Genomic DNA, 20,527 nt, shown 5'->3' with positions numbered 1-20,527 from the left:
GATCGGTCAACGGCTGGCGCGTTTTTCCTTCACCCGATCGGGACTCTCGCTGTCCGACAGCACTTCCCAGACGCGGAAAACGCAGTGATAGTCGTCGGACCAGCCCCGGGCGATCAGCATGAAGGTGTCGCCGTCGCGCAGGATGGTGCGGCGGCTGACCATCTTCGGATGATCGGGGATGAATTTCGACACGAGGTCGGGCACCTTCGCGAGGGCTTGTTCGCGGGTGCCCACCACCTCGGTGAGGACCTTCGGACTCCAGCTCTTGCTGTCCCCGAAGCCGGTCGTCTGCTCGACCACTATGGCCCACCGTGGCATCGCGCAGCCTCCTTACGCCTACCACCATAGCGCCGGCCGCCCAGTGACACTTGAACGCCGTTCAAGTATGCTTCCGAGCTGTGACCGCCGATCCCCTCAGCTGGCTGGACCGTCGCGCCGCCGAGCGCGTGGACGCCGGGCTGCGCCGTGAACTCCGCCCCCGCGCCCCCGAGACGGCGAGCATCGACCTCGCCTCCAACGACTACCTGGGCCTGGGCCGCCATCCCGAGGTCATCGAGGGCGGTATCGAAGCGCTGCGGAAATGGGGCGGCGGGTCCACCGGTTCGCGTCTGGTCACCGGCACCACCACCGAACACGAGGCGCTGGAAGCCGAACTGGCCGAATTCGTGGGCGCGGAAGCCGGACTGGTCTTCGCTTCCGGGTACGCCGCCAATCTCGGTGCGGTCACCGCCTTGGCCGGCCGGGACGCGCTCATCGTCTCCGACGCGGGCAGCCACGCCTCGCTGGTCGATGCCTGCCGGCTCTCGCGCGCCCGGGTGGAGATCGCGCCGCATCGGGATGTCGCCGCCGTGGACCGATTGCTGTCCGCGCGCACCGAGGAACGCGCGCTGGTGCTCACCGACTCCGTCTTCAGCGCGGATGGCGATCTCGCGCCCCTGGTGGACCTGCATCGCGTAACCCGGGCCAACGGCGCGGTTCTCATCGTCGACGAAGCCCACGGTCTCGGCGTGCGCGGCGCAGGCGGTCGCGGCCTGGTCCATGAGGTGGGCCTGGCCAGTGCGCCCGATCTCATCATCACGGCCACCCTCTCCAAGGCGTTCGGCTCCCAAGGCGGCGTGGTCCTCGCCTCCGCACGGGTCCGCGCCCACCTGATCGACACGGCGCGCACCTTCATCTTCGACACCGGCCTGGCGCCCGCCGCCGTCGGCGCGGCCCGAGCCGCCCTCCGCCTGCTGCGCGCGGATCCCGACATGGCCACCCGGGTCCTGGCCCGCGCCACCGATCTGGCCCGCATAGCCGGTGTCCCGCAACCCGATTCGGCCGTCGTCTCGGTCGTGCTCGGTGCAGCGCAGGTCGCCTACGACGCCGCTCGAGCCTGCCGGGCTCGCGGTCTCGACGTCGGCTGCTTCCGCCCCCCGTCGGTCCCCGAGGGCACCTCCCGCCTCCGCCTGACCGCCCGCGCCAACCTCACCGAACCCGAACTCGCCACCATCGCAACGGTTCTCGGCGAGGTGCTCGCCGAGGCGCGCACCCGCGAATCGGTTTCGGCGTGATCGCGTCCGGCATACGGCGATCGAACACGCGACCTGCCGTGCCGAGTCCTGACAACAGTCCTTCGAATCTGCCCACTCGATAGGTGACAGCGTGAGCCTGCTCTTCATCACCGGCACGTCGACCGATGTCGGCAAGACCGTCGCCACGGCCGCCCTCGCGGCGACCGCCCGCGCCGCCGGAGCCTCGGTGGCCGTGGTCAAACCCGCCCAAACCGGCGTGGCCCCGGGCGAACCCGGCGACCTGGCCGAGGTAGTCCGTCTCAGCAGCGTCACCCGCACGGTCGAACTGGCCCGCTACCCCGAGCCGCTGGCCCCCGACACCGCCGCCCGCCGCTGCGGCGCGCCACTGCTCACCCTCGCCGAAACCGCCGCCGCCATCGAGTCGTGCGCCGACGCCGACCTCACCCTGGTCGAGGGCGCGGGTGGCCTGCTGGTCCGCATCGGCGAATTCACCCTCCTGGATCTCGCACAGAAGCTCGACGCCCCCGTCCTGCTGGTGGCCGCCGCCGGTCTCGGCACCCTCAACCACAGCGAGTTGACCACCCGCGCACTGCAATCCGCCGGCGTGCGTTGCGCGGGCCTGGTCATCGGCTCCTGGCCGGAAACCCCCGACCTGGCTTCGGAATGCAACCGCACCGACCTGCCCGCCGTCACCGGCGTGGACCTGGTCGGATCGCTCCCCGCCGGAGCCGGCAGCTGGTCCGCGGACCGCTTCACCGCCGCGGCTCCCGGCTGGTTCCAGCCCGCGTGGTCGGCCCACTACCTGCACCGCGCGGGCTAGCTCTGGGGTGCGGTGCACGAACCCGGCGCACAACGCACCATCCGGTGAGTACTCCCTGGAGGCGGTGCTGTAATGCTCGGCGCGTCCGGTCAGCGGTTTACGGGCTGCCCGGGTAGAAGACGTGGTTCGCTGCGAGCAGTACTGCCGCAGCGGCGATTTCGCGTTCGGTGCCGTCCAACAGCGGTAGTACGTCGTCCGCGTGGAAGACCGGCAGGTGCAGAGAACCGTGCTGGTGAGCTTCGACGAGTCGCACGATCAGGTCGCCCGGGAGCCGGGGTGGCGGGGTGCGGTGGTCGGGGGAGGGCATGGCCGAGAGCATTCCGGGGTGGGGTGACAGGTGGCGGTGCGCGACTGTCGGCTCATGAATTCCTAATGGGTGGTTTGCCAGGGTTGGGGGATGGACGAGTTCGCGGCGATCGCGCACGTGCTGCGGCGGACGACCTTCGGGCCGTTTCCGGGGGAGGTCGAGCGCTGGGGCGGGCGGGCGGCGGTGCTCGACGGGGTGCTGAACGCGCCCGCGGTGGAGATGGGGACTCCGGTGTTCGACGACGGGGACGAGGTCGATGCCGGTGGGCCGGTGGAGGTTTGGCTGCGGGCCATGCGGGATCCCCGGGCTGGGGTGCACGAGAAGTTGGTGTGGTTCTGGCATGGGCATTTCACGTCGAGTCATGACAAGGCGGACTCCTGGGAGCTGATGTGGCGGCAGCATCGGGTGTTGCGGCGGCACGCGCTGGGGAACTTCCGGGAGCTGGCGCGGGCGCTGACCGTGGACGGGGCCATGTTGCAGTGGCTGGACGGGGACGGGTCGGTGGTGAGCGCGCCGAACGAGAACCAGGCACGGGAGTTGATGGAGCTGTTCACCGTGGGACGGGGGAATTACGGGCAAGCCGACGTGCGCGCGGCGGCGGTGGCGTTGTCGGGCTGGTCGGTGGATGCGGGCGGCGCGGTGTCGTTCGAGCGGGAATCGGGGAATTCCCGGCGGGTTTCGCTGCTCGGCCGGGAGGTGGTGGGGGCCCAGGATGTCGTCGATGTGCTGTGCGATCGGGTGGAGTGTGCGCGGCTGGTGGCCGGGAAACTGCATTACTTCTTTGTCGGAGAAGTGGCTTCCGAACAGCGGCTGGGGGAGTTGGCGACGATCTTCCAGTCGGCGGGCCTGGAGATCCGGCCCTTGGTCGAGGCGATACTGCGGCACGAATCGTTCGCCGGGGCGGTGCACACGCGGCCGCGCTATCCGGTCGAATGGGTGACCGCCGCGCACGCCGTATGCGGAATCGATGATCCGGCACTGGCTTTCGAGACCATGACCGGGCTCGGCCAGTCGCCGTTCTATCCGCCGAACGTCGCGGGCTGGCCGCCGGGCACGCGCTGGCTCGCCCCGGGCACGGCCGTCGCCCGCGCGGCGGCCGTGGTGGACGCCCCGGTGCTCGGCGAAATCGCCGGAGCCGCGGACCCGGTCGCCGTCGCGTTCGCGCGCGCGGGCATCCACGCGCCGACCGCCGCGACCACCACGGCGGCACGCGATCTCGTCTTCGCGCTGCGCCGCGATCCGCGGCAGGCCGCTTCCGCACTCCTGGCGCTGGTACTCACCGCACCGGAATTCGTGCTGGCATGAATTCGGCCTCCCCCGGTCCGGGCGTCGGCGCGGCACCGTCAGCCCCACGAGCACAAGGAATCTCATGATCGAATTCGATCGCCGCACCGCGTTGCGGGCCGGGCTCGCCGTCGGCGCGCTGGGCGTGGCAGGCGGGTTCGCGGCCCGCGAACTGACCCGTACGCCGTCACCGTCGGCGACCCGCCCACCGGCCCCACCACGCCCCGCCGCACTCGCGCATCGCAAACTGGTCGTCATCGAAATGGCCGGGGGCAGTGACGGATTGTCGATGACCTTGCCCTACAACGATTCTCGCTACCGGGACCTGCGCCCCGCCACCGCGATCGACGCCGAACGTGTGCACCCCATCGACTCCGCGCTCGGCTTCCACCCCGAACTGGCGCTGCTCGCCGCGGGCGGGGCGGCGGTGGTGCCCGGCGTCGGCATCGCCACCCCGGATCTCTCCCACTTCGAGATGCTGCACCGCTGGCAGACCGGCGACCCGGACGGCGCCGTCCGCCCCGGCACCGGATTCCTCGGCCGGCTGTGCGACCACCTCGGGGAGGCGAGCGCCCCGGCCGTCGGCGTGGCCCTGGGCGCGGGCGACAGCCGGGCGCTGGCCTGCGAGAAGGTCACCACCCTGTCGGTGGACGCCGAAAACGACGGCCTGTTCCCGGTTTTCGAGGACGAGAACGTACGCGCCGCCTGGCTGGCCGCCCAGCGCGCCATGGCGCACCCCGACCGCGCGGACACCCCGCTGTTCGCCACCGCCCGCGCCGGATCCGCTGCCGCCCTGCGCTTCTCGGACGCCGTCGCGACCCTGCCACCCGCCGCGGACGGCTACCCCGGCACCGATCTCGCCGTCCAATTGCGGCTGGCCGCCCGCCTGCTCGCCGACGACGCCCTCGGCCTGCGCATCATCCACATCCCCATGGGCGCGGACTTCGACACCCACACCGACCACCCCGCCCGCTACGCCGCGCTCATGTCGGACCTGGACGCCGCCCTCGCGGCCTTCCGCGCCGACATCGCCGCCCGCCGCCTCACCGACCGCGTGCTGATCTCCACCTACAGCGAATTCGGCCGCCGGGTCCCCGACAACGGCTCGAGCGGCCTGGACCACGGCGCAGCGGGCACCGCCCTGCTCCTCGGCCCGGTGAACCCCGGCGTCTTCGGCGAGATCCCGTCCTTGCGCGCGTTAGACGCCGACGACAATCTCCGCGCCACCACCAACATGACCGAGTTCTACGCCACCATCGCCGAATCCTGGTTCGGCGTCCCCGCCACCGACGTCCTCCCCGGCGCACCCCGCCCGATCCCGGGGGTGATCGCAGCATGATCCGCCGCGCCTCAGGGGCAGCTCTCGTCTCGGTTCTGGGGGTGGTCGCAGCATGACCGGCCGCGTCTCGGGGGCAGCTCTCGTCTCGGTTCTGGGGGTGGTCGCAGCATGACCGGCCGCGTCTCGGGTGCAACCTCCCTCCCGATCCCCGTAATGGTCGCCGCAGACCGGCCGCGCCTCTGGTGCACCGCCGCCCCGACCGCCGGAGTGATCGCCGCATGACCGGCGGCACCTCAGCGGCAACCCTCGTCAGCGGCACTCCTGTAGGTGATTTGCCTGGTTCGTCCGCGGTGGTGCGCCACCTGCCCGGACTCCTTCGGGTGCTGTAATGGCGAGGGTGCGGGTGCTGGTGTGCGAGGACGATCGGGAGCTCGGCGACGAGGTCGCCGCGGGATTGCGGGCCGCCGGGTTCGCGGTGGACCTGGCGCGTGATTACGCCGACGCGGACCTGAAGATCGCGGTCAATCACTACGACTGCCTGGTGGTCGATCGCGGCCTGCCGGACGGTGACGGCTTGGATCTGGTTCGGGCGCAGCGCGATTCGGGCCGCCGCACCCCGGTCCTGATGCTCACCGCCCGCGACGCCCTCGCCGACCGCCTGGACGGTTTCGCGCACGGCGCGGACGATTACGTCGTCAAACCGTTCGCCATGGACGAACTCGCCGCCCGCGTCCGCGCGCTCTGCCGCCGTCAGGAGCTCCCCGAACCGACCCGCACCACCGTGGCCGACCTGGTGGTCGACCGCCCCCGCCGGCGCGTGCATCGTGCGGGCACCCTGCTCACCCTGACGCCCAAGGAGTTCGGCGTGCTGGAGTTGCTGGCGGTCCGCGCCGGCACCGTGGTCACCCGCGCGGAACTCATCGAATGCTGCTGGGACGAAATGGCCGAGCCCGCGTCGAATGTCGTCGACGTCATCGTCCTCCAGCTCCGCCGCAAACTCGGCGACCCGCCCCTCATCGAAACCGTCCGCGGCGTCGGCTTCATGATCGGCCCGGTGAGCAATGCGCCGTAACCGAGTGATTCGCGTATCGATCCGGCTCCTGCCGGGATCAGGCCGCTCGCCGCTGCGTCTTTTCCACTGCGGCGCGCGGTGATTCGAGTGCGGTGGGTGCCGAAGCGGATACCGGCGCGACGGGCGCACGCGCGTCGCTCGTCGCGCGGCACCGGCCGGTCGGCGCTGACGCCGGGCCGGTTCCGGCGGACGCGCTGGGCGTTGACCGGGTTGTTCACGGTGATCACGGCGCTGTGTCTGATCGTGCTGGGCGGCGTTGCGGCGTCGATCGATTCGCAGTCGCGGGACCGGGCGCTGAACGACGGGGTCGACCGGGTGGTGACCGGATTGGCGCGGGAGGTGTATTGGGACGAGGACGGGAACGCCGATCTGGAGGTGGTGCGTGACGACGACCTCGCCCAGGGGACCACGGCGGTGGCGGTGCTGGTTCGGGACGGGGAGGGGCGTTGGCGGGAAGCGTTCGCGCACGAGCGTGCCGGACTGCCGGAGCAGCTGACCGAACTCGCCGCGCATACGGCCGACGCCGAGGAGCTGGTGCTGAGTACGCTGCCGGATCGCGACGGGAACCGGGTGCGGGTGGCGGCGGAACCGGTGTGGGGCAATGAATCCGAGGTGAGTGCGGTGGTTTTCGCGGCGGCGGGGACCGCGGCGGGTGAGCGGGATCATCGGCGACTGCTGCTGGCCTTGGAATTGGGCGGGCTGGCGCTGGTCGCGGTGGCGGCGCTGGCCGGGCATCTGCTGTCGGGGGTGAGCATGCGGCCCGCCGCGCGCATGCTGGCCGAACAGGAGCGATTCCTCGCCGACGCCTCGCACGAACTGCGCACCCCGCTGACCAAGCTGCGCCTGTATCTCGATGCGGCCCTGCGTGATCCGGCGGATGCCCGGCGCGCGGTCACCGACGCCCGGACGCTCACCGACCGCATGGGCCGCCTGGTCACCGGCCTGCTCGCGCGCACCCGCGCCGAGACCGGCATCGGCGAACTCGACACCCAGCGCCTGCATCTGGACCAACTGGTCGAAGGCGTGGTGGCCGAGAGCGGCCTGCCCGGCATCGACCTGCGCACCGAACCCGCTGCGGTACAAGCCGATCCGGACCTGCTGGCTTTGGCGGTGCGGAATCTGATCGACAATGCCGCGGTGCACGGCGGCGCACCGATCGAGGTGACGGTGGCGCGGGGCCGCGTCACCGTGCGCGACCACGGCCCAGGATTGGATCCCGCCCTGGCAGATCCGTTCGAGCGCGGCGCGACCGGCACGGGTGGGCGGCACGGCATCGGGCTGTCGATCGTGCGCTGGGTGGCCCAGGTACACGGCGGCTCGGTCGAGATCACCGACGCGCCCGACGGCGGCGCGGTCGCCACACTCGCGCTGCCGCCCGCCCCCGAAGCGTGATTTCGCCCCGCCCCGAAGGCCGGCCTGCCGCGCGTCGCCACCTCGGGCCGGGGGCGGCGACCCACCCCGCCGAGGACGATCGTGAGCCGGGCGTATTCGGCGCGACACGCAAGCCCCCTGGCGGTTCCACCCAACCTCCTGTGATCTAGGTCACCTCGGGCGTATGGTGCTCGCGTGACCGCCACCAATGTCGAATGGCTCGTGAGTGCGCAGCGTCCGAACGTTTTCCGCGCGCTGCTGGACGCGCGCTCGGTCCGGACCTGGATGGTGCCGGACGGAATGACCAGTCGCATCCACGAATTCGATGCGCGGGTGGGCGGGCGCTTCCGCATCTCGCTCACCTACGACGTGCCGAACGCGACGGGCAAGACCTCGGCGCGCACCGACACCTTCCACGGCTGTTTCGCCCGGCTGGTCCCGAATTCCGAAGTGGTGCAGACGGTCGAGTTCGAGACCGACGATCCGGAATTACAGGGTGAGATGACGATCAGCTACACCCTGGCCGACGCGCCCGGCGGCACCCGCATCGTGGCCCGGCACGACAATCTCCCGCCCGGCCTGTCCGCCCAGGACAACGAGGTCGGCTTCCGGATGGCACTGTCCCGGCTGGCCGCGGTGGCCGAACGCTGGGTGGCCGCGCATCCCGAACCCGAGTGACCCGGCCGGCTCCCCGGTAGGGCTTGATCGTTTCCGGCTCGTGCTTACAGTGGGTTGGTATGGCCTTGCCGGATTACCCCAATCCGTCCACGGTCGCCGAGTACGACGACCGGCGGCGCCGGGCCCGCCTGCTCGACACCCGCTGGGGGCAGGACTGGGTGCGCTGGCGGCGCGCCCGGCTGATCCTGTTGCGGCTCAGCCTGATTCCGCTGGTGCTGCTGGTGATCTTCGCCCAGTACATGGCGCGCGACGTGGCCCCGGAACGCGCCCGGCTCGCCCGCACCACGCCCGCGGTGCTGCCCATCGCCGGTCCCGCCGACCCGCAGGCCCGGGACGCCGCCGTATTCGACCTGGTCGGGCTCGGCGTGCTCGACGCCTCCGACACCGCCCGCGCCCTGCCCGCCCTCGCCCGGCTGGGTTCGGTGTGGGCGGTGCGCTACGACAATGCCGGTATCGACACCAAGGTGATCGCGGACCTGATCGTGAAGGTCACCGAGGCGGCGAAGATCCCGAACGTCACCCTGGTCGGGCACAGCATGGGCGGGGTGATCGCGCTGGAGATCGCCGCCCACCTGCACACCGAGAGCACCCGGAAAGTCGTTGCGGTGGTACTGGATTGCACCCCCGTCGACCTGCACGCGGTGCGCCCGGAGAGCCGCGACCAGGGCGAGAACATGCAGCGCTGGATGGGCTGGATTCCCGGCGCGCGGGAGAGCCGGATCCTGCGCTTCACGGTCGAGACCTATGCCCGCCACGAGCGATTCCTGCGCGGCCGCAACGGTTTCCGCGCCGATGAGTTCCGCGAGGTGGTGCTGGACGTGCTGGAGGACAAGATCTTCAATGCCGACACCGCCAGCAACGGCCTGATCGAAGCCCAGTTCAAGGCGATCGTGTCGGGCGGCGCGGTCGACGATCTGCGCGCCCTGGCCAAACCGGCCGACGGCAAACCGCGCCCGGCCATCGTGTTCATCCGGCCGCACGAGGCCTACCGCGATCCGATCGTGGACGTCGAGTATTCGCATCGGGCCTTGATCGACCGGGTGGGCGGCGTGGACGGCACCCTGCTGGTGGTGACGACCCGGACCACCGCCCACGCCAATCCGATTCAGCGTCCCGAGGAGTACAACACGGTCATCGCGCAGCAGATCGTGCCGTTCGTGCGGCTGGTGCAGCGGGAATCCGGGACGGGAGCCACGGCGGGCGGATAGCTCGCCTCGCGAACCGGCGGCTCACGCTGCGGGCCGGATCACGCCGCCGCGGTGGCCAGTTCGGACAGCCGCGCGAACTGGGCGTCGGACAGGCGCACCGAGCGGGCCGCCACGTTCTCCGCGAGATGTTCGAGCGAGGTGGTGCCCGGAATCGGCAGGATGGTGGGGGAGCGGTGCAGCAGCCAGGCCAGCGCGGTCTGGGCGGGCGTGGCCCCGATTTCGGCGGCGACCTCGGCGACCGGCGAACCCGGGCCGGTCACCGCGCCTCCGGCGACCGGGAAGAAAGGAATGAACGCGATGCCTTGGGCGGCGGCGTAATCCACCACTTCCTCGTGACCGCGTTCGGCCAGGTTGTACATGTTCTGCACGCTGGCGATCGGGGTGATCTCCTGCGCGGCCCGCAACTGTTCGACGCTGACCTCGGACAGGCCGATATGCCGCGCCTTGCCCTCGTCGACGAGCTGCTTCAGCGCGCCGATCTGATCCTCGAGCGGGTACGCCGGATCCAGGCGATGCAGCTGCAACAGGTCGATACGGTCCACTTTCAAACGGCGCAGGCTCAATTCGGTCTGCTGGCGCAGGTAGGCGGGGTGCCCGAGCGGTACCCATTCGACCGGGGAGGGCCGCAGCACGCCGACCTTGGTGGCGATCACGACCTGATCGGCGTACGGGTGCAGCGCCTCCGCCACCAGTTCCTCGTTCTCGCCGAGCGCGTACGAGTCGGCGGTGTCGATGAGGTTCACGCCCAGCTCGACGGCCTTGCGCAGCACGGCCTGCGCCGATTCCCGATCGGCCGGCGCGCGCCAGATATGGCCCATGCCCGCCTCGAATCCCGGTTCCGGGGCGGCGGCCAGCCGCATGGTGCCGTAGCCGAGCCGGTCGACCGTGAGATCGCCGCCGAGTTCGAATGTGTTCGCCATCGCCATATCCCTTCGCACTGTGGTTGCGGTGGGGTTGAACTCGGCTGCGGTGCGGGGCATTCCCGGCGGCTAGCGGACCGTGTCGTCGAATGCCGGGCGGATGCCGGAACGCGGCGCCAGGTTCCAGGTCTCGAGCTGGACGCGGACCTGTTCGGCGGCATCGATGTTCAGCGGGCCGCTGGTCCACAGCGCGTACGGCAGATTCAGGAACCGGCTCGCGGTGACCGCGCGCAGATTCTGGATGCCCGGTTTGGCGCGCAACAGATCCACCTTCTGCTGGAAGGTCTGCGGCGGATAGTCCACGAAGACGATGGCATCGGGATCGGCCGCCGCCAGGCGCTCCCACGACACGGCGGTCCAGGTGTCGGAGACGTCCTCGAGGGCATTGCGCGCACCCGCCGCTTCCAGGATCGCCTGTGGCGCACCGAATTTCCCGCTGGAGAACACGGTGTCGGAAGCGCTGTCGAAGACGAAGATCACCGGCTTGCGCTCCGGCTGCGGGGCCGCACGCAGGGCCGTGAGCCGCTGGTCGATATCGGCGGTGAGCTGGCCTGCCCGCTCACCTTTCCCGGTAATGGCCCCCAAATCCGTGAGATCGGTCCGCAGCGCCGTCCATGCGTCGGTGATCCCGCGCTCCCCGTCGGCCTGGCGGCAGCTCTCGGTCAGCACATACGGCGCGACCCCCGCCGCCCGCAGCGAATCCGGCGTCAGATTCGTGGCCTCGGAATAGCCGTAATTCCATCCGGCGACCATCACGTCCGGCCGCTGCGCCAGCACCGTCTCCCGCGAAGGATATTCCGGCGCAACCTGATTCAGCTTGTCCACGACGTCCCCGTAGTGCCGCCGCAAGGTATCGGCATCCCGCTTGAGGCTCGACACCGCCACCACCTGCTCCTGCGCACCCAGCGCCAGCGCCATCGAGATCAGATTCCCGTCATTGACGAACATCCGCTGCGCCGGCGCCGGAAACGCCGCCTCCACACCGCAATTCCGTACGGTCAGATTCCCGCTCGCCGCCTGCGGACTCCCGCATCCCGCCACCGCGATCGCCGCCACCGCCGCGACCCCCGCGACCTTCGTAATCCTTTTCACGCCTGAGCCTTTCGCGCAGTGATCAGTAAATGTGTTTCCCCGGTCTCCGGATGCGCCACCCGCGTCGCACCCACCCCGAAAACCTTCTCGAGCACCTCGTTCCGCAGGGCCACCCCCGGCTCCGCCAGCGGTTCGGTCCGCCCGTCGTGCACGACCAGCACTCGATCGCAGTACCGGTCCGCCAGCGCCAGCTCGTGCAGGCTCATGACCACTGTCCGGCCCAATCCCCTTGCCAGTTCCAGCAATTCGAGCTGATGCGTCACATCGAGATGATTGGTCGGCTCGTCCAGCAGCAACACCGGCGTCTCCTGCGCCAGCGCCCGCGCCAGCATCACCCGCTGCCGCTCGCCGCCCGACAGCCGGTGCACCGCCCGGCCTTCGAACCCCGCCAGATCCACCCGCCGCAGTGCCTCCGCGACCACCGCCTGCTCCCCGCCTCCACCCGCACCCCACGGCGGCAGATACGGCGTCCGCCCCAACGCCACCAATTCCCCCACCAGCAGATCCTCCGGCGGCCGCTCGTCCTGCCCCACCAACGCCACCAGCCGAGCCCGCTCCCGCCCCGAAACCCGGTGCACCGCACGCCCTCCGACCAGCACCTCCCCGCTCACCGGCCGTGTCAGCCCGGCCAGCGTCCGCAACAGTGTGGTCTTCCCGCTCCCGTTCGGCCCCACGATCCCCACGACCTCCCCGGCCCGCACCGAGAACTCCACCCCCGTCACCACGGTCCGCCGCCCCGCCGCACAAGCCAGCGCCCGCACGTCGATCCGGGCCGCGTTCATGGGCGGTGTCGCGCTCGCCGCCGCAGCTCCGCTGAGCTCGGTCGTCGTGCGCCGCCACCTCATGCGGCACCGAATCGGTAGCGGCGGCGGCCCATGAGCAGCAGGAAGGCGGGGGCGCCGATCAGGCCGGTGAGGACGCCGACCGGGATTTCGGTGGGGCGCACCAGGACCCGGGTGGCCGCGTCGGCGGCTACGAGGAAGATCGCGCCGCAGAGCGCGGACGTCGGCAGCAGCATGCGGTGCCGCGGACCGACCAGCAGGCGAGCGGCATGCGGTACCACCAGGCCGACGAACCCGATACCGCCGGAGACCGCTACCAGGACGCCCACCAGGATCGCGAGGAGTATGAATAGCGCGATGCGCAGCTCGCGCACCGGAACTCCGATGGAGGCGGCCGCGTCCGGGCCCAGGTTCAGGGCGTCGAGCCAGTTGGCGGCCAGCATGAGGGCCCCCGCGCAGACCGCTACCACGGTGGCGGGCAGCAGGATTCGGGTCCAGTCCGCGCCGGACAGGCTGCCGAGCAGCCAGAACAGGACCGATTGGGCGGCGGCGGGATCGCTGCTGCGGAAGACCAGGTAGCTGCTGAACGCCGCGAACGCGGAGCCGAGCACGGTGCCGGTGAGCACCAGCCGCAACGGAGTCAGTCCGCCCTGCGCGATCGCGATGATGAAGACCGCGGCCGCCGCGAGCAGGGCCCCGGCGAGCGCGCCCGCCGACAGCGCCCACAGCCCAGCCCCGGCGAACACCCCGGATGTGATGACCGCCGCCGCACCGACTCCCGCACCGGAGGAGACGCCGAGCAGATAGGGGTCGGCGAGGGGATTGCGCACCAGGGTCTGCATGGCGGTCCCGGCGAGCGCGAGACCCGCGCCCACGATGGCGGCGAGCACGGTGCGCGGTACCCGCAATTGCCACACGATGGTGTCGAGACCGGAGTTCGCGGGGTTCCCGCTCAGCCGTCCGGCTAGTACCTCGATGACCGAGCGCACCGGCACGATCTCGGCGCCGAACCCGGTCGCCACCACCATGGCGACGATCAGCAAACCCCCGAGCAGGGGTAACCACAACGATGTCCGCGCACGGCTCATCGACCTAGCTCCACAGGCAAATCGCGGCCTCTCCAGAATGCTGCCCGGTGGGGGAGGTCTGACTCGCGCACGAAATTCGCACGCTCACAGTGGCGCGACCGTTCCGGATTCACACCGGATTCCCGCACCCGCCGGGGATGACGGCCGAAACTCTACCGTTCGGTATTAATTCGGCGGACGGGGGTCGTGACCTCAGCGCACCCGGGTGCCCAGCAGATGCCGCACACCGGACACGAACAGCTGCAAGCCGAAATCGAAGCGCGCCGTCGCGTCCACGGTGTCGTGCAGCGGGGAGTTCTCCTCGGTGAGCGCGCCCGCCGAGTCCATCTGGATGCGCGACTGCTCGTCCACGGTCTGACCGAGCACGTAGTACAGCAGGGTGAAGGCCGCGAGATCGGCTTCCTCCCGGGTCATTCCGGCGCGAATGGCCGCCGAGGCCAGGCGCTCGCGGCCCTTGGAGGTGGTGAGCCGGGAGGCGTAGGTGGACGAAACCAGTTCCGCCCCATCGCGATAGGCGAGCAGGCAGGACCGCAGCCGATGCGCGAGCTCGGTGATCTGACTCGACCACTCGGTCGCCTCGACGGCCTCGTCCATGGGCGCGAGAATCCGGTCCGCCACCGCGCCCAGCAGCGCCTGCTTATTGGGGAAATGCCAGTACAGCGCCCCGGGCTGGACATGCAGCGATCCGGCCAGCCGCCGCATGGTGAGATCCGCGAGGCCGTACTGATCGAGAATGGCGATGGCCCCGTCGACCACATCCGTGCGGTGCAGTTGCACTGATTCCGACCCCTTCGTGTTCCGGCTCACGTTTCCGGCTGCTAGCCTACCCTGAACACCGTTCAAGTTGCTCGGCCTACGGGGCCGGACGAAGGGATTTGCGCGCCATGACCCAGGCAGCCGTCACCACCGAAGCCGCCGGCTCGGCCAGCGACGACATTCTCGCCATCGCCCGCGAGCAGGTGCTCGAACGCGGCGTCGGCCTGAACCAGGAACAGACCCTCGAGGTGCTGCGGCTGGGCGACGACAAGCTCGAGGAGCTGCTCGCCCTCGCGCACGACGTGCGCATGAAGTGGTGCGGTCCCGAGGTCGAGGTCGAGGGCATCATCTCGCTCAAGACCGGCGGCTGCCCCGAGGACTGCCACTTCTGTTCGCAGTCCGGCCTTTTCCAGTCGCCGGTGCGCGCCGCGTGGCTGGACATCCCATCGCTGGTCGAGGCCGCCAAGCAGACCGCCAAGACCGGCGCGACCGAATTCTGCATCGTGGCCGCGGTGCGCGGACCCGACGAGCGTTTGATGGCGCAGGTCGCGGCCGGCGTGGAGGCCATCCGCAACGAGGTCGACATCCAGGTCGCCTGCTCGCTCGGCATGCTGAACCAGGATCAGGTGAATCAGCTGGCCGCCATGGGCGTGCACCGCTACAACCACAATCTCGAGACCGCGCGCTCGCACTTCCCGAACGTGGTCACCACCCACACCTACGACGAGCGCTGGGAAACCCTGCGCATGGTGCGCGAGGCCGGTATGGAGGTCTGCTGCGGCGGCATCCTCGGCATGGGCGAATCCCTGGAGCAGCGTGCCGAATTCGCCGCCGACCTGGCGTCGCTGGAGCCGGACGAGGTGCCGCTGAACTTCCTCAACCCGCGCCCGGGCACCCCCTTCGGCGACCTCGAGGTGCTGCCGGCCGCCGACGCGCTGCGCGCCGTGGCCGCCTTCCGCCTCGCGCTGCCGCGCACCATCCTGCGTTTCGCGGGCGGTCGCGAGATCACCCTCGGCGACCTGGGCGCCAAGCAGGGCATCCTCGGCGGCATCAATGCCGTCATCGTCGGCAACTACCTGACCACCCTGGGCCGGCCCGCCGAATCGGATATCGATCTGCTCGGCGAACTGAAGATGCCGATCAAGGCGCTGAACGAAACGCTCTGAGATAGTAGGAAGGTGGTCGTGGACATCGAGGAGCGATACAACCCGTTCACGGGTAAGCGCGTGGTGCCGGGTCTGGACGACCCGATTCCACCTTCCGCCGCACTGGGATTGGAGCCGCCGCGCTTCTGCGAACAGTGCGGCCGCCGGATGATCGTGCAGGTCAGCCCCGACGGCTGGTGGGCGAAGTGCTCCCGGCACGGGGTGCTCGACTCCAGCGATCTGGAACGCCGCTAGTGGCAGCCACCGTGGCCGGCGCCGCGCCCGGGAGGCTATCCGCCGAGGTCGTCAAGCGGGAGGGCCGGGCCGCGGCGCTGGTCTTCCTCGCCGTCGCGGCGTTCAGCGCGCTGGGCGGGGTGGTGTGGGCGTATCTGGCTCCCGCCGAACAGCTTCTGGTGGTGGAGCCCGATCGCGGGGCGCCGCTGACGGGGGAGAGCACGCATCGGTTCGATGCCGTGGCCATCTATGTGCTGATCGCCATGGTGGTCGCGGTGCTGACCGCGGTGGCGACCTGGCGATGGCGGCGGGTGCGCGGGCCGATCCTGCTGGTCGGTCTGCTCGCCGGTGCGGCGCTGGGGTCTTCGCTCATGCGCTGGGTGGGGGAGGCGGTGGCCGAGCAATTGCATACCCGGCCGGCGCATCCGCCCGTGCGGTCCATCGTGGAGATAGCGCCGATCGTGGAAGGCTGGCCGGTGCTACTGGTGCAGCCGCTGCTGGCGGCGCTGGTCGTGCTGATCATGGCCGCGCTCAGCACTTCTGACGATCTGGGCAGCGGTGAATACCTGCCGTTCGGTGGGGAACTGCCGCAGCCCGAGGTCGTCGCACCCGGCTTCGGCACCGCCATGACCTACGGCCCGTACGCCAATGGCGCTCCGGCGCAACCGCTCGGCCCCCGAGATCCCGTGGTGCCGTTCGAGGCTCCCGGCTCCGTGCCGGAATCCGATCGCACCCGCTGAAATTCGCTGGCGACCTGTCAGTGGGTGCCCCTACCGTGGAGCCGGACTTCACGGATGTAAGGGGGACCGGCCATGGGCGCCGTCGCTTCTCAGCCCGGTCCCGCCCCGCAAACCGCCGGGGAGCGACCGGACCTCACCGCGTGGCGGCAGCGCCACGAACTACGCCGATCCAATGCGGCGCAACCCGTTCCGAGCGGACGGGCCTACAAGCGCGCCGACAAACACCGCAAGCGCGACCGCGATTAGTCGGCGCGCCCGAAGTGGCGGTTAGCTGGGCGGTCGCAGGGCTGCGAATTCGTCCGTTACTCGAATCTCCGAGTCGGTGAATCGGTAGACCGCCGCGGGCCGCCCGCCCGCGCGCCCGGGCGATGCCGTCGCACCGGTCGGTGTGATCACCTTGCGCCGGGACAGGACTCGCTGCAGGTTCGTGGTGTCCACGTCGTATCCCAGCGCCGCACAATAGATCTCGCGCAGCGTGGACATGGTGAACCGCTCCGGCGCGAGCGCGAAGGCGATATTCGTGTACGAGAGCTTCGCCGCCAGCCGCGTGCGCGCGTGCTCCACGACGATGCCGTGATCGAAGGACATGGCGGGCAGTGCCGACACCGGATGCCAGCGGGTGTCCGGCGGCAGTTCCGGCTCCGCCGTCAACGGCACCAATCCCAGATAGGCCGAGGCGATCCGGCGATCCCCGGGCACCCGATGTGGATCGCTGAACACCGACAGCTGCTCCAGGTGCGTCAGCTCCCGCACATCGACCTTCTCGGCCAGCTGCCGGGCCGCCGAGGCGTCCAGGTCCTCGTCGTCGCGCAAGCGCCCGCCGGGCAGCGACCAGGTGCCCTTCGCCGGGTCCAGCGCCCGCTCCCAGAGCAGTACCGCGAGTTCGGTGTGCTGGCCCGGTGGGCAGCGCTGGGTGACGGCCGCGGCCTTCCCGTCGGTTCCGGCGGTATTGCGTCCAGCGGCCGCGGAACTCGGCGCTGAACCGCGATTCGCATGTCCTGCACCACTTTCCGATCCGGTGCTAGCACTTCTACCTGCACCGACGGCGTCCGGGAAGCGACGAACCTGGAACACCGCGGTGAGCGTTTCGTGGATGGTGCTACTATGGGGCACGTTTTCGATTCTAAGTCGAAAACCGGTTGTATGCGAATCGGCGAAGCTGCCGGGCGCATGAGAGAAGGAGCCATGCCATGGCTGCACTAGGTGCGACGATCGCGCTGTCCGAGCGCATCGTGGACGGCCCGTCGGGATTCGCGGGCGTCGAGGCGACGCCGGAGTGGGCGGCGGAGATCAAGCGGCTGGCGCGCGAGCGCAATGCCACCATCCTGGCGCACAACTACCAGCTGCCGGAGATCCAGGACGTGGCCGACCACGTGGGCGACTCCCTGGCGCTGTCCCGGATCGCGGCCGAAGCGCCCGAGGACACCATCATCTTCTGCGGCGTGCACTTCATGGCCGAGACCGCCAAGATCCTCAGCCCCGAGAAGACCGTGCTCATCCCGGATCAGCGCGCGGGCTGCTCGCTGGCCGACTCCATCACCGCCGAACAGCTCGCCGAATGGAAAGCCGAGCACCCGGGCGCGCTGGTGGTCTCCTACGTCAACACCACCGCCGCGGTGAAGGCGCTCACCGACATCTGCTGCACCTCCTCCAATGCCGTCGACGTGGTCGCCTCCATCGACCCCGACCGTGAGGTGCTGTTCCTGCCGGACCAGTTCCTGGGCGCGCACGTCAAGCGCCTCACCGGCCGCGAGAACATGCACATCTGGATGGGTGAGTGCCACGTGCACGCCGGCATCAACGGCGACGAGCTCAACGAGCAGGCCCGCACCCACCCGGATGCCGAACTGTTCGTGCACCCCGAATGCGGTTGCGCCACTTCGGCGTTGTACCTGGCCGGTGCGGGCGAGTTCCCGGCCGACCGCGTGCACATCCTGTCCACCGGCGGCATGATCGACGCCGCCAAGGCCGCCAAGTCCAAGCAGGTCCTGGTCGCCACCGAGGTCGGCATGCTGCACCAGCTGCGGAAAGCGGCCCCGGGCATCGACTTCCAGGCCGTCAACGACCGCGCCTCCTGCGCCTACATGAAGATGATCACCCCCGCCGCCCTGCTGCGCTGCCTGGTGGAGAACCGCGACGAGGTGCACGTCGACCTCGAGACCGCCGCCCGGGCCAAGAGCTCCGTGCAGCGCATGATCGAGATCGGCAACCCGGGCGGCGGCGAGTAGCCATGGCCCCCGCCGGGGCCGCGGGCTGTGCGCCCGCGCCGTGGAAGAACTTCACCATCCCCTCGGCCATGTGTCCATCATGGCGGCGGGTACGCACGGTCTCCCCGGAAAGGGGTGGATGTAGTGAACACATCCGTATCGATCACCTGGGAAGCCGAGGCCGACCTGGTGGTGGTGGGCGGCGGCGTCGCGGGATTGACCGCGGCGCGCACGGCGTCGCTGCGCGGGCTGCGCGTGCTGACGCTCAGCAAGGGCGGGCCCACCGACACCTCCACGCAGTACGCGCAGGGCGGGATCGCCGTGGTTGCGCCGCACGGGGATTCGGTGGAATCGCATGTGCACGACACCGTGGTGGCGGGGGCCGGGCTGTGTGATCCGGCGGCGGTGCGGTCGATCGTCGAAGGCGGCGTGGATGCCGTCGCGGCGCTGACCGATCTCGGGGCGGTGTTCGATCTCGGTCGGGACGGCGAGGTTTCGCGGACCCGGGAGGGCGGGCACAGCACCCGGCGGATCATTCACGCCGGGGGCGATGCCACCGGAGCCGAGGTGCAGCGGGCGTTGAACGCGGCCGGGTTGCCGGTGCTGTTCGGGGCCGCCGTCCTGGACATCGTGACCGGACCCGAAGGGGTGCGGGGCGTGATCGCGGTGTCGGAGCAGGGTTTCGGCGTGGTGCACACGCCCGCCGTGCTGCTGGCCACCGGCGGGCTCGGGCAGTTGTACGCCTGCAGCACCAATCCCGCCGGGGCCACGGCCGACGGCATCGCGCTGGCTTTGCGGGCGGGTGCGCTGGTGTCGGATCTGGAGTTCCTGCAATTCCATCCGACCGTGCTGTTCACCCCCGGCGGGCTGGGGCGGCGGCCGCTGATCAGCGAGGCCGTGCGCGGCGAGGGCGCGACTCTCGTGGATTCCCAAGGTGAATCGGTCATGGCGGGCGTGCACGAACGCGGAGATCTCGCACCCCGTGACATCGTCTCGCGCGCGATCGCCGCCCGGATGCACACGCTCGGCACCGACCACGTCTACCTCGACGCGCGCCGCCTCGACGGCTTCGCCCAGCGCTTCCCCAACATCACCGCCTCGTGCCTGGCAGCCGGAATCGACCCGCGCAACACCCTCATTCCGGTCGCCCCCGCCGCCCACTACCAGTGCGGCGGCGTGGTCACCGACACCTCCGGCCGCACCGCCGTCCCCGGCCTCTACGCCGCCGGCGAGGTCGCGCGCACCGGCCTGCACGGAGCCAACCGCCTAGCCTCCAACAGCCTCCTCGAGGGCCTGGTGGTCGGCGAACGCGCCGGTGCCGCCGCCGCCGAACGCGAAGGCAAAGCCGCCCCCATCACCGAAGTCGGCCCCCTCCGTTTCCCCCGCGCCGACCGAAAACTCCTGCAAGAACTCATGACCGAACGCGCCTCGGTAGTCCGCGACGGCGACGGCCTCCGCTCCGCCGTCCTCCGCATGGTCGGCCTCATCTCCGACGTCAGCGCCCCCGACCTCCCCGTCCGCTTCGCCCTCGGCAAAGCCACCCCGCCCGCATCGCCGAACGGACAAGCCTCGGACGCCGTCACGGAAAACTCCGATTCGGCCCCAGCACGTTCGGATTCCGCCGCCGCGGTAATCCGCGAACTCGAGGACTCCGCACTCACCCTCACCGCCCGAGCCCTCCTGCTGGCCGCCGCCGCCCGCACCGAAAGCCGCGGCTGCCACACCCGTTCCGACCACCCCGACCCGCGCGAGGAACTCCGCCGCAGCACCGCGGTCCGCCTCGGCGCCGACGGCCGCCCCAAACTGATCACCGACGGCTGGGCGGAAGACCTCGCCCCCTCGATGCGGTCCGCGTCGTGAGTCGCGCTGTCCACCGCAGGTCGGGAGGCGGCGACGCCGCCCATGCCGGTCTGCACCCCGACGCGGACTTCGGTGGCCCGTCGGCAGCCCCGCTGCCACCGCCCATCCCGGGCGGAGGGCCTGCCGCCCCTCACCACCGACCCGGCATACCGACCGGTCGCGGCAGTCGG

Annotated in this window: 22 protein-coding genes and 1 riboswitch; of the genes, 14 read left to right on the top strand and 8 right to left on the bottom strand. The window is 70.5% G+C overall.

Annotated elements, in window-relative coordinates:
• Nucleotides 1–6 precede the first annotated feature (6 nt).
• On the bottom strand, nt 7–318 hold the full coding sequence (locus NY1_RS23290) for a hypothetical protein (RefSeq protein ID WP_157762446.1): 312 nt from the start codon (nt 316–318) through the stop codon (nt 7–9).
• 80 nt (nt 319–398) lie between these two features.
• Here NY1_RS23290 and NY1_RS23285 point away from each other — a divergent pair, with 80 nt between their 5' ends.
• Together NY1_RS23285 and bioD are read left to right on the top strand one after the other, a co-directional pair.
• On the top strand, nt 399–1,553 hold the full coding sequence (locus tag NY1_RS23285; protein ID WP_067717182.1) for an 8-amino-7-oxononanoate synthase: 1,155 nt from the start codon (nt 399–401) through the stop codon (nt 1,551–1,553).
• 91 nt (nt 1,554–1,644) lie between these two features.
• Entirely contained in the window at nt 1,645–2,334 is a 690-nt protein-coding gene (gene bioD, locus NY1_RS23280) for a dethiobiotin synthase (protein WP_067717180.1), read from the top strand.
• Between the two features lie 97 nt (nt 2,335–2,431).
• Here bioD and NY1_RS23275 read toward each other — a convergent pair whose 3' ends face one another.
• A complete protein-coding gene (locus NY1_RS23275; RefSeq protein ID WP_067717177.1) occupies nt 2,432–2,641 on the bottom strand; it encodes a hypothetical protein in 210 nt (69 codons plus the stop codon).
• Between the two features lie 90 nt (nt 2,642–2,731).
• Between NY1_RS23275 and NY1_RS23270 the strand changes: the two genes are divergently transcribed.
• From NY1_RS23270 to NY1_RS23245, 6 genes are all read left to right on the top strand, one after another.
• A complete protein-coding gene (locus NY1_RS23270; RefSeq protein ID WP_067717174.1) occupies nt 2,732–3,946 on the top strand; it encodes a DUF1800 family protein in 1,215 nt (404 codons plus the stop codon).
• A gap of 64 nt (nt 3,947–4,010) precedes the next feature.
• On the top strand, nt 4,011–5,264 hold the full coding sequence (locus tag NY1_RS23265; RefSeq protein ID WP_067717171.1) for a DUF1501 domain-containing protein: 1,254 nt from the start codon (nt 4,011–4,013) through the stop codon (nt 5,262–5,264).
• Between the two features lie 328 nt (nt 5,265–5,592).
• Nucleotides 5,593–6,276: a response regulator transcription factor gene (locus NY1_RS23260; RefSeq protein WP_233434442.1), complete on the top strand. Its 684-nt coding sequence runs from the start codon at nt 5,593–5,595 to the stop codon at nt 6,274–6,276.
• Nucleotides 6,277–6,372: 96 nt separating this feature from the next.
• Nucleotides 6,373–7,668 (top strand): sensor histidine kinase, encoded by a 1,296-nt coding sequence (locus NY1_RS23255; protein WP_157762445.1) that lies wholly within the window; start codon nt 6,373–6,375, stop codon nt 7,666–7,668.
• Nucleotides 7,669–7,842: 174 nt separating this feature from the next.
• A complete protein-coding gene (locus tag NY1_RS23250) occupies nt 7,843–8,325 on the top strand; it encodes an SRPBCC domain-containing protein (protein WP_067717164.1) in 483 nt (160 codons plus the stop codon).
• Between the two features lie 59 nt (nt 8,326–8,384).
• Entirely contained in the window at nt 8,385–9,533 is a 1,149-nt protein-coding gene (locus NY1_RS23245) for an alpha/beta fold hydrolase (RefSeq protein ID WP_067717161.1), read from the top strand.
• A gap of 38 nt (nt 9,534–9,571) precedes the next feature.
• Here the strand turns inward: NY1_RS23245 and NY1_RS23240 are convergent, their stop codons facing one another.
• The 5 genes from NY1_RS23240 to NY1_RS23220 all read right to left on the bottom strand — a co-directional run bounded on the left by NY1_RS23240 (nt 9,572) and on the right by NY1_RS23220 (nt 14,192).
• Entirely contained in the window at nt 9,572–10,459 is an 888-nt protein-coding gene (locus NY1_RS23240; protein ID WP_067717158.1) for an aldo/keto reductase, read from the bottom strand.
• 63 nt (nt 10,460–10,522) lie between these two features.
• On the bottom strand, nt 10,523–11,545 hold the full coding sequence (locus tag NY1_RS23235; RefSeq protein WP_084535247.1) for an ABC transporter substrate-binding protein: 1,023 nt from the start codon (nt 11,543–11,545) through the stop codon (nt 10,523–10,525).
• The gene (locus NY1_RS23230) at nt 11,542–12,390 is read right to left on the bottom strand and encodes an ABC transporter ATP-binding protein (protein ID WP_369690448.1); all 849 of its coding nucleotides are present in this window, start codon (nt 12,388–12,390) and stop codon (nt 11,542–11,544) included. Before NY1_RS23230 ends, NY1_RS23235 begins: the two co-directional genes overlap by 4 nt.
• Nucleotides 12,387–13,415 (bottom strand): FecCD family ABC transporter permease, encoded by a 1,029-nt coding sequence (locus NY1_RS23225; protein ID WP_067717153.1) that lies wholly within the window; start codon nt 13,413–13,415, stop codon nt 12,387–12,389. Before NY1_RS23225 ends, NY1_RS23230 begins: the two co-directional genes overlap by 4 nt.
• A gap of 33 nt (nt 13,416–13,448) precedes the next feature.
• Nucleotides 13,449–13,586, bottom strand: a riboswitch (cobalamin riboswitch).
• A 21-nt stretch (nt 13,587–13,607) separates the two neighbouring features.
• A complete protein-coding gene (locus NY1_RS23220; protein ID WP_067717150.1) occupies nt 13,608–14,192 on the bottom strand; it encodes a TetR/AcrR family transcriptional regulator C-terminal domain-containing protein in 585 nt (194 codons plus the stop codon).
• A gap of 107 nt (nt 14,193–14,299) precedes the next feature.
• On the opposite strand from NY1_RS23220, the gene bioB reads away from it, so the two are divergent.
• The 4 genes from bioB to NY1_RS43790 all read left to right on the top strand — a co-directional run bounded on the left by bioB (nt 14,300) and on the right by NY1_RS43790 (nt 16,536).
• Nucleotides 14,300–15,337 carry a biotin synthase BioB gene (bioB, locus tag NY1_RS23215; RefSeq protein ID WP_067717147.1) on the top strand — a complete coding sequence of 346 codons (1,038 nt, stop codon included), beginning with the start codon at nt 14,300–14,302 and terminating at the stop codon, nt 15,335–15,337.
• An 18-nt stretch (nt 15,338–15,355) separates the two neighbouring features.
• Complete coding sequence (gene bsaP, locus NY1_RS23210) at nt 15,356–15,571, top strand: biotin synthase auxiliary protein BsaP (RefSeq protein ID WP_157762444.1); 216 nt, start codon at nt 15,356–15,358, stop codon at nt 15,569–15,571.
• Nucleotides 15,571–16,290, top strand: coding sequence for a DUF2567 domain-containing protein (locus NY1_RS23205; RefSeq protein WP_067717145.1), 720 nt, complete (start codon nt 15,571–15,573; stop codon nt 16,288–16,290). Before bsaP ends, NY1_RS23205 begins: the two co-directional genes overlap by 1 nt.
• Nucleotides 16,291–16,362: 72 nt before the next feature.
• On the top strand, nt 16,363–16,536 hold the full coding sequence (locus tag NY1_RS43790) for a hypothetical protein (RefSeq protein WP_169815389.1): 174 nt from the start codon (nt 16,363–16,365) through the stop codon (nt 16,534–16,536).
• Between the two features lie 21 nt (nt 16,537–16,557).
• On the opposite strand, the gene NY1_RS23200 is transcribed toward NY1_RS43790, so the two are convergent.
• Nucleotides 16,558–17,403, bottom strand: coding sequence for an NUDIX hydrolase (locus NY1_RS23200; RefSeq protein WP_269821585.1), 846 nt, complete (start codon nt 17,401–17,403; stop codon nt 16,558–16,560).
• Nucleotides 17,404–17,480: 77 nt separating this feature from the next.
• Here NY1_RS23200 and nadA point away from each other — a divergent pair, with 77 nt between their 5' ends.
• Together nadA and NY1_RS23190 are read left to right on the top strand one after the other, a co-directional pair.
• On the top strand, nt 17,481–18,518 hold the full coding sequence (gene nadA, locus NY1_RS23195; RefSeq protein ID WP_067717142.1) for a quinolinate synthase NadA: 1,038 nt from the start codon (nt 17,481–17,483) through the stop codon (nt 18,516–18,518).
• Nucleotides 18,519–18,641: 123 nt separating this feature from the next.
• Nucleotides 18,642–20,357, top strand: a complete 1,716-nt coding sequence (locus NY1_RS23190) for an L-aspartate oxidase (RefSeq protein WP_067717139.1) — start codon at nt 18,642–18,644, stop codon at nt 20,355–20,357.
• Nucleotides 20,358–20,527: the final 170 nt, after the last annotated feature.

The organism is Nocardia yamanashiensis NBRC 100130 (assembly GCF_001613325.1).
GTDB classification, from domain to species: Bacteria; Actinomycetota; Actinomycetes; order Mycobacteriales; family Mycobacteriaceae; genus Nocardia; species Nocardia yamanashiensis.
This window is presented reverse-complemented; position numbering and strand designations above follow the sequence as displayed.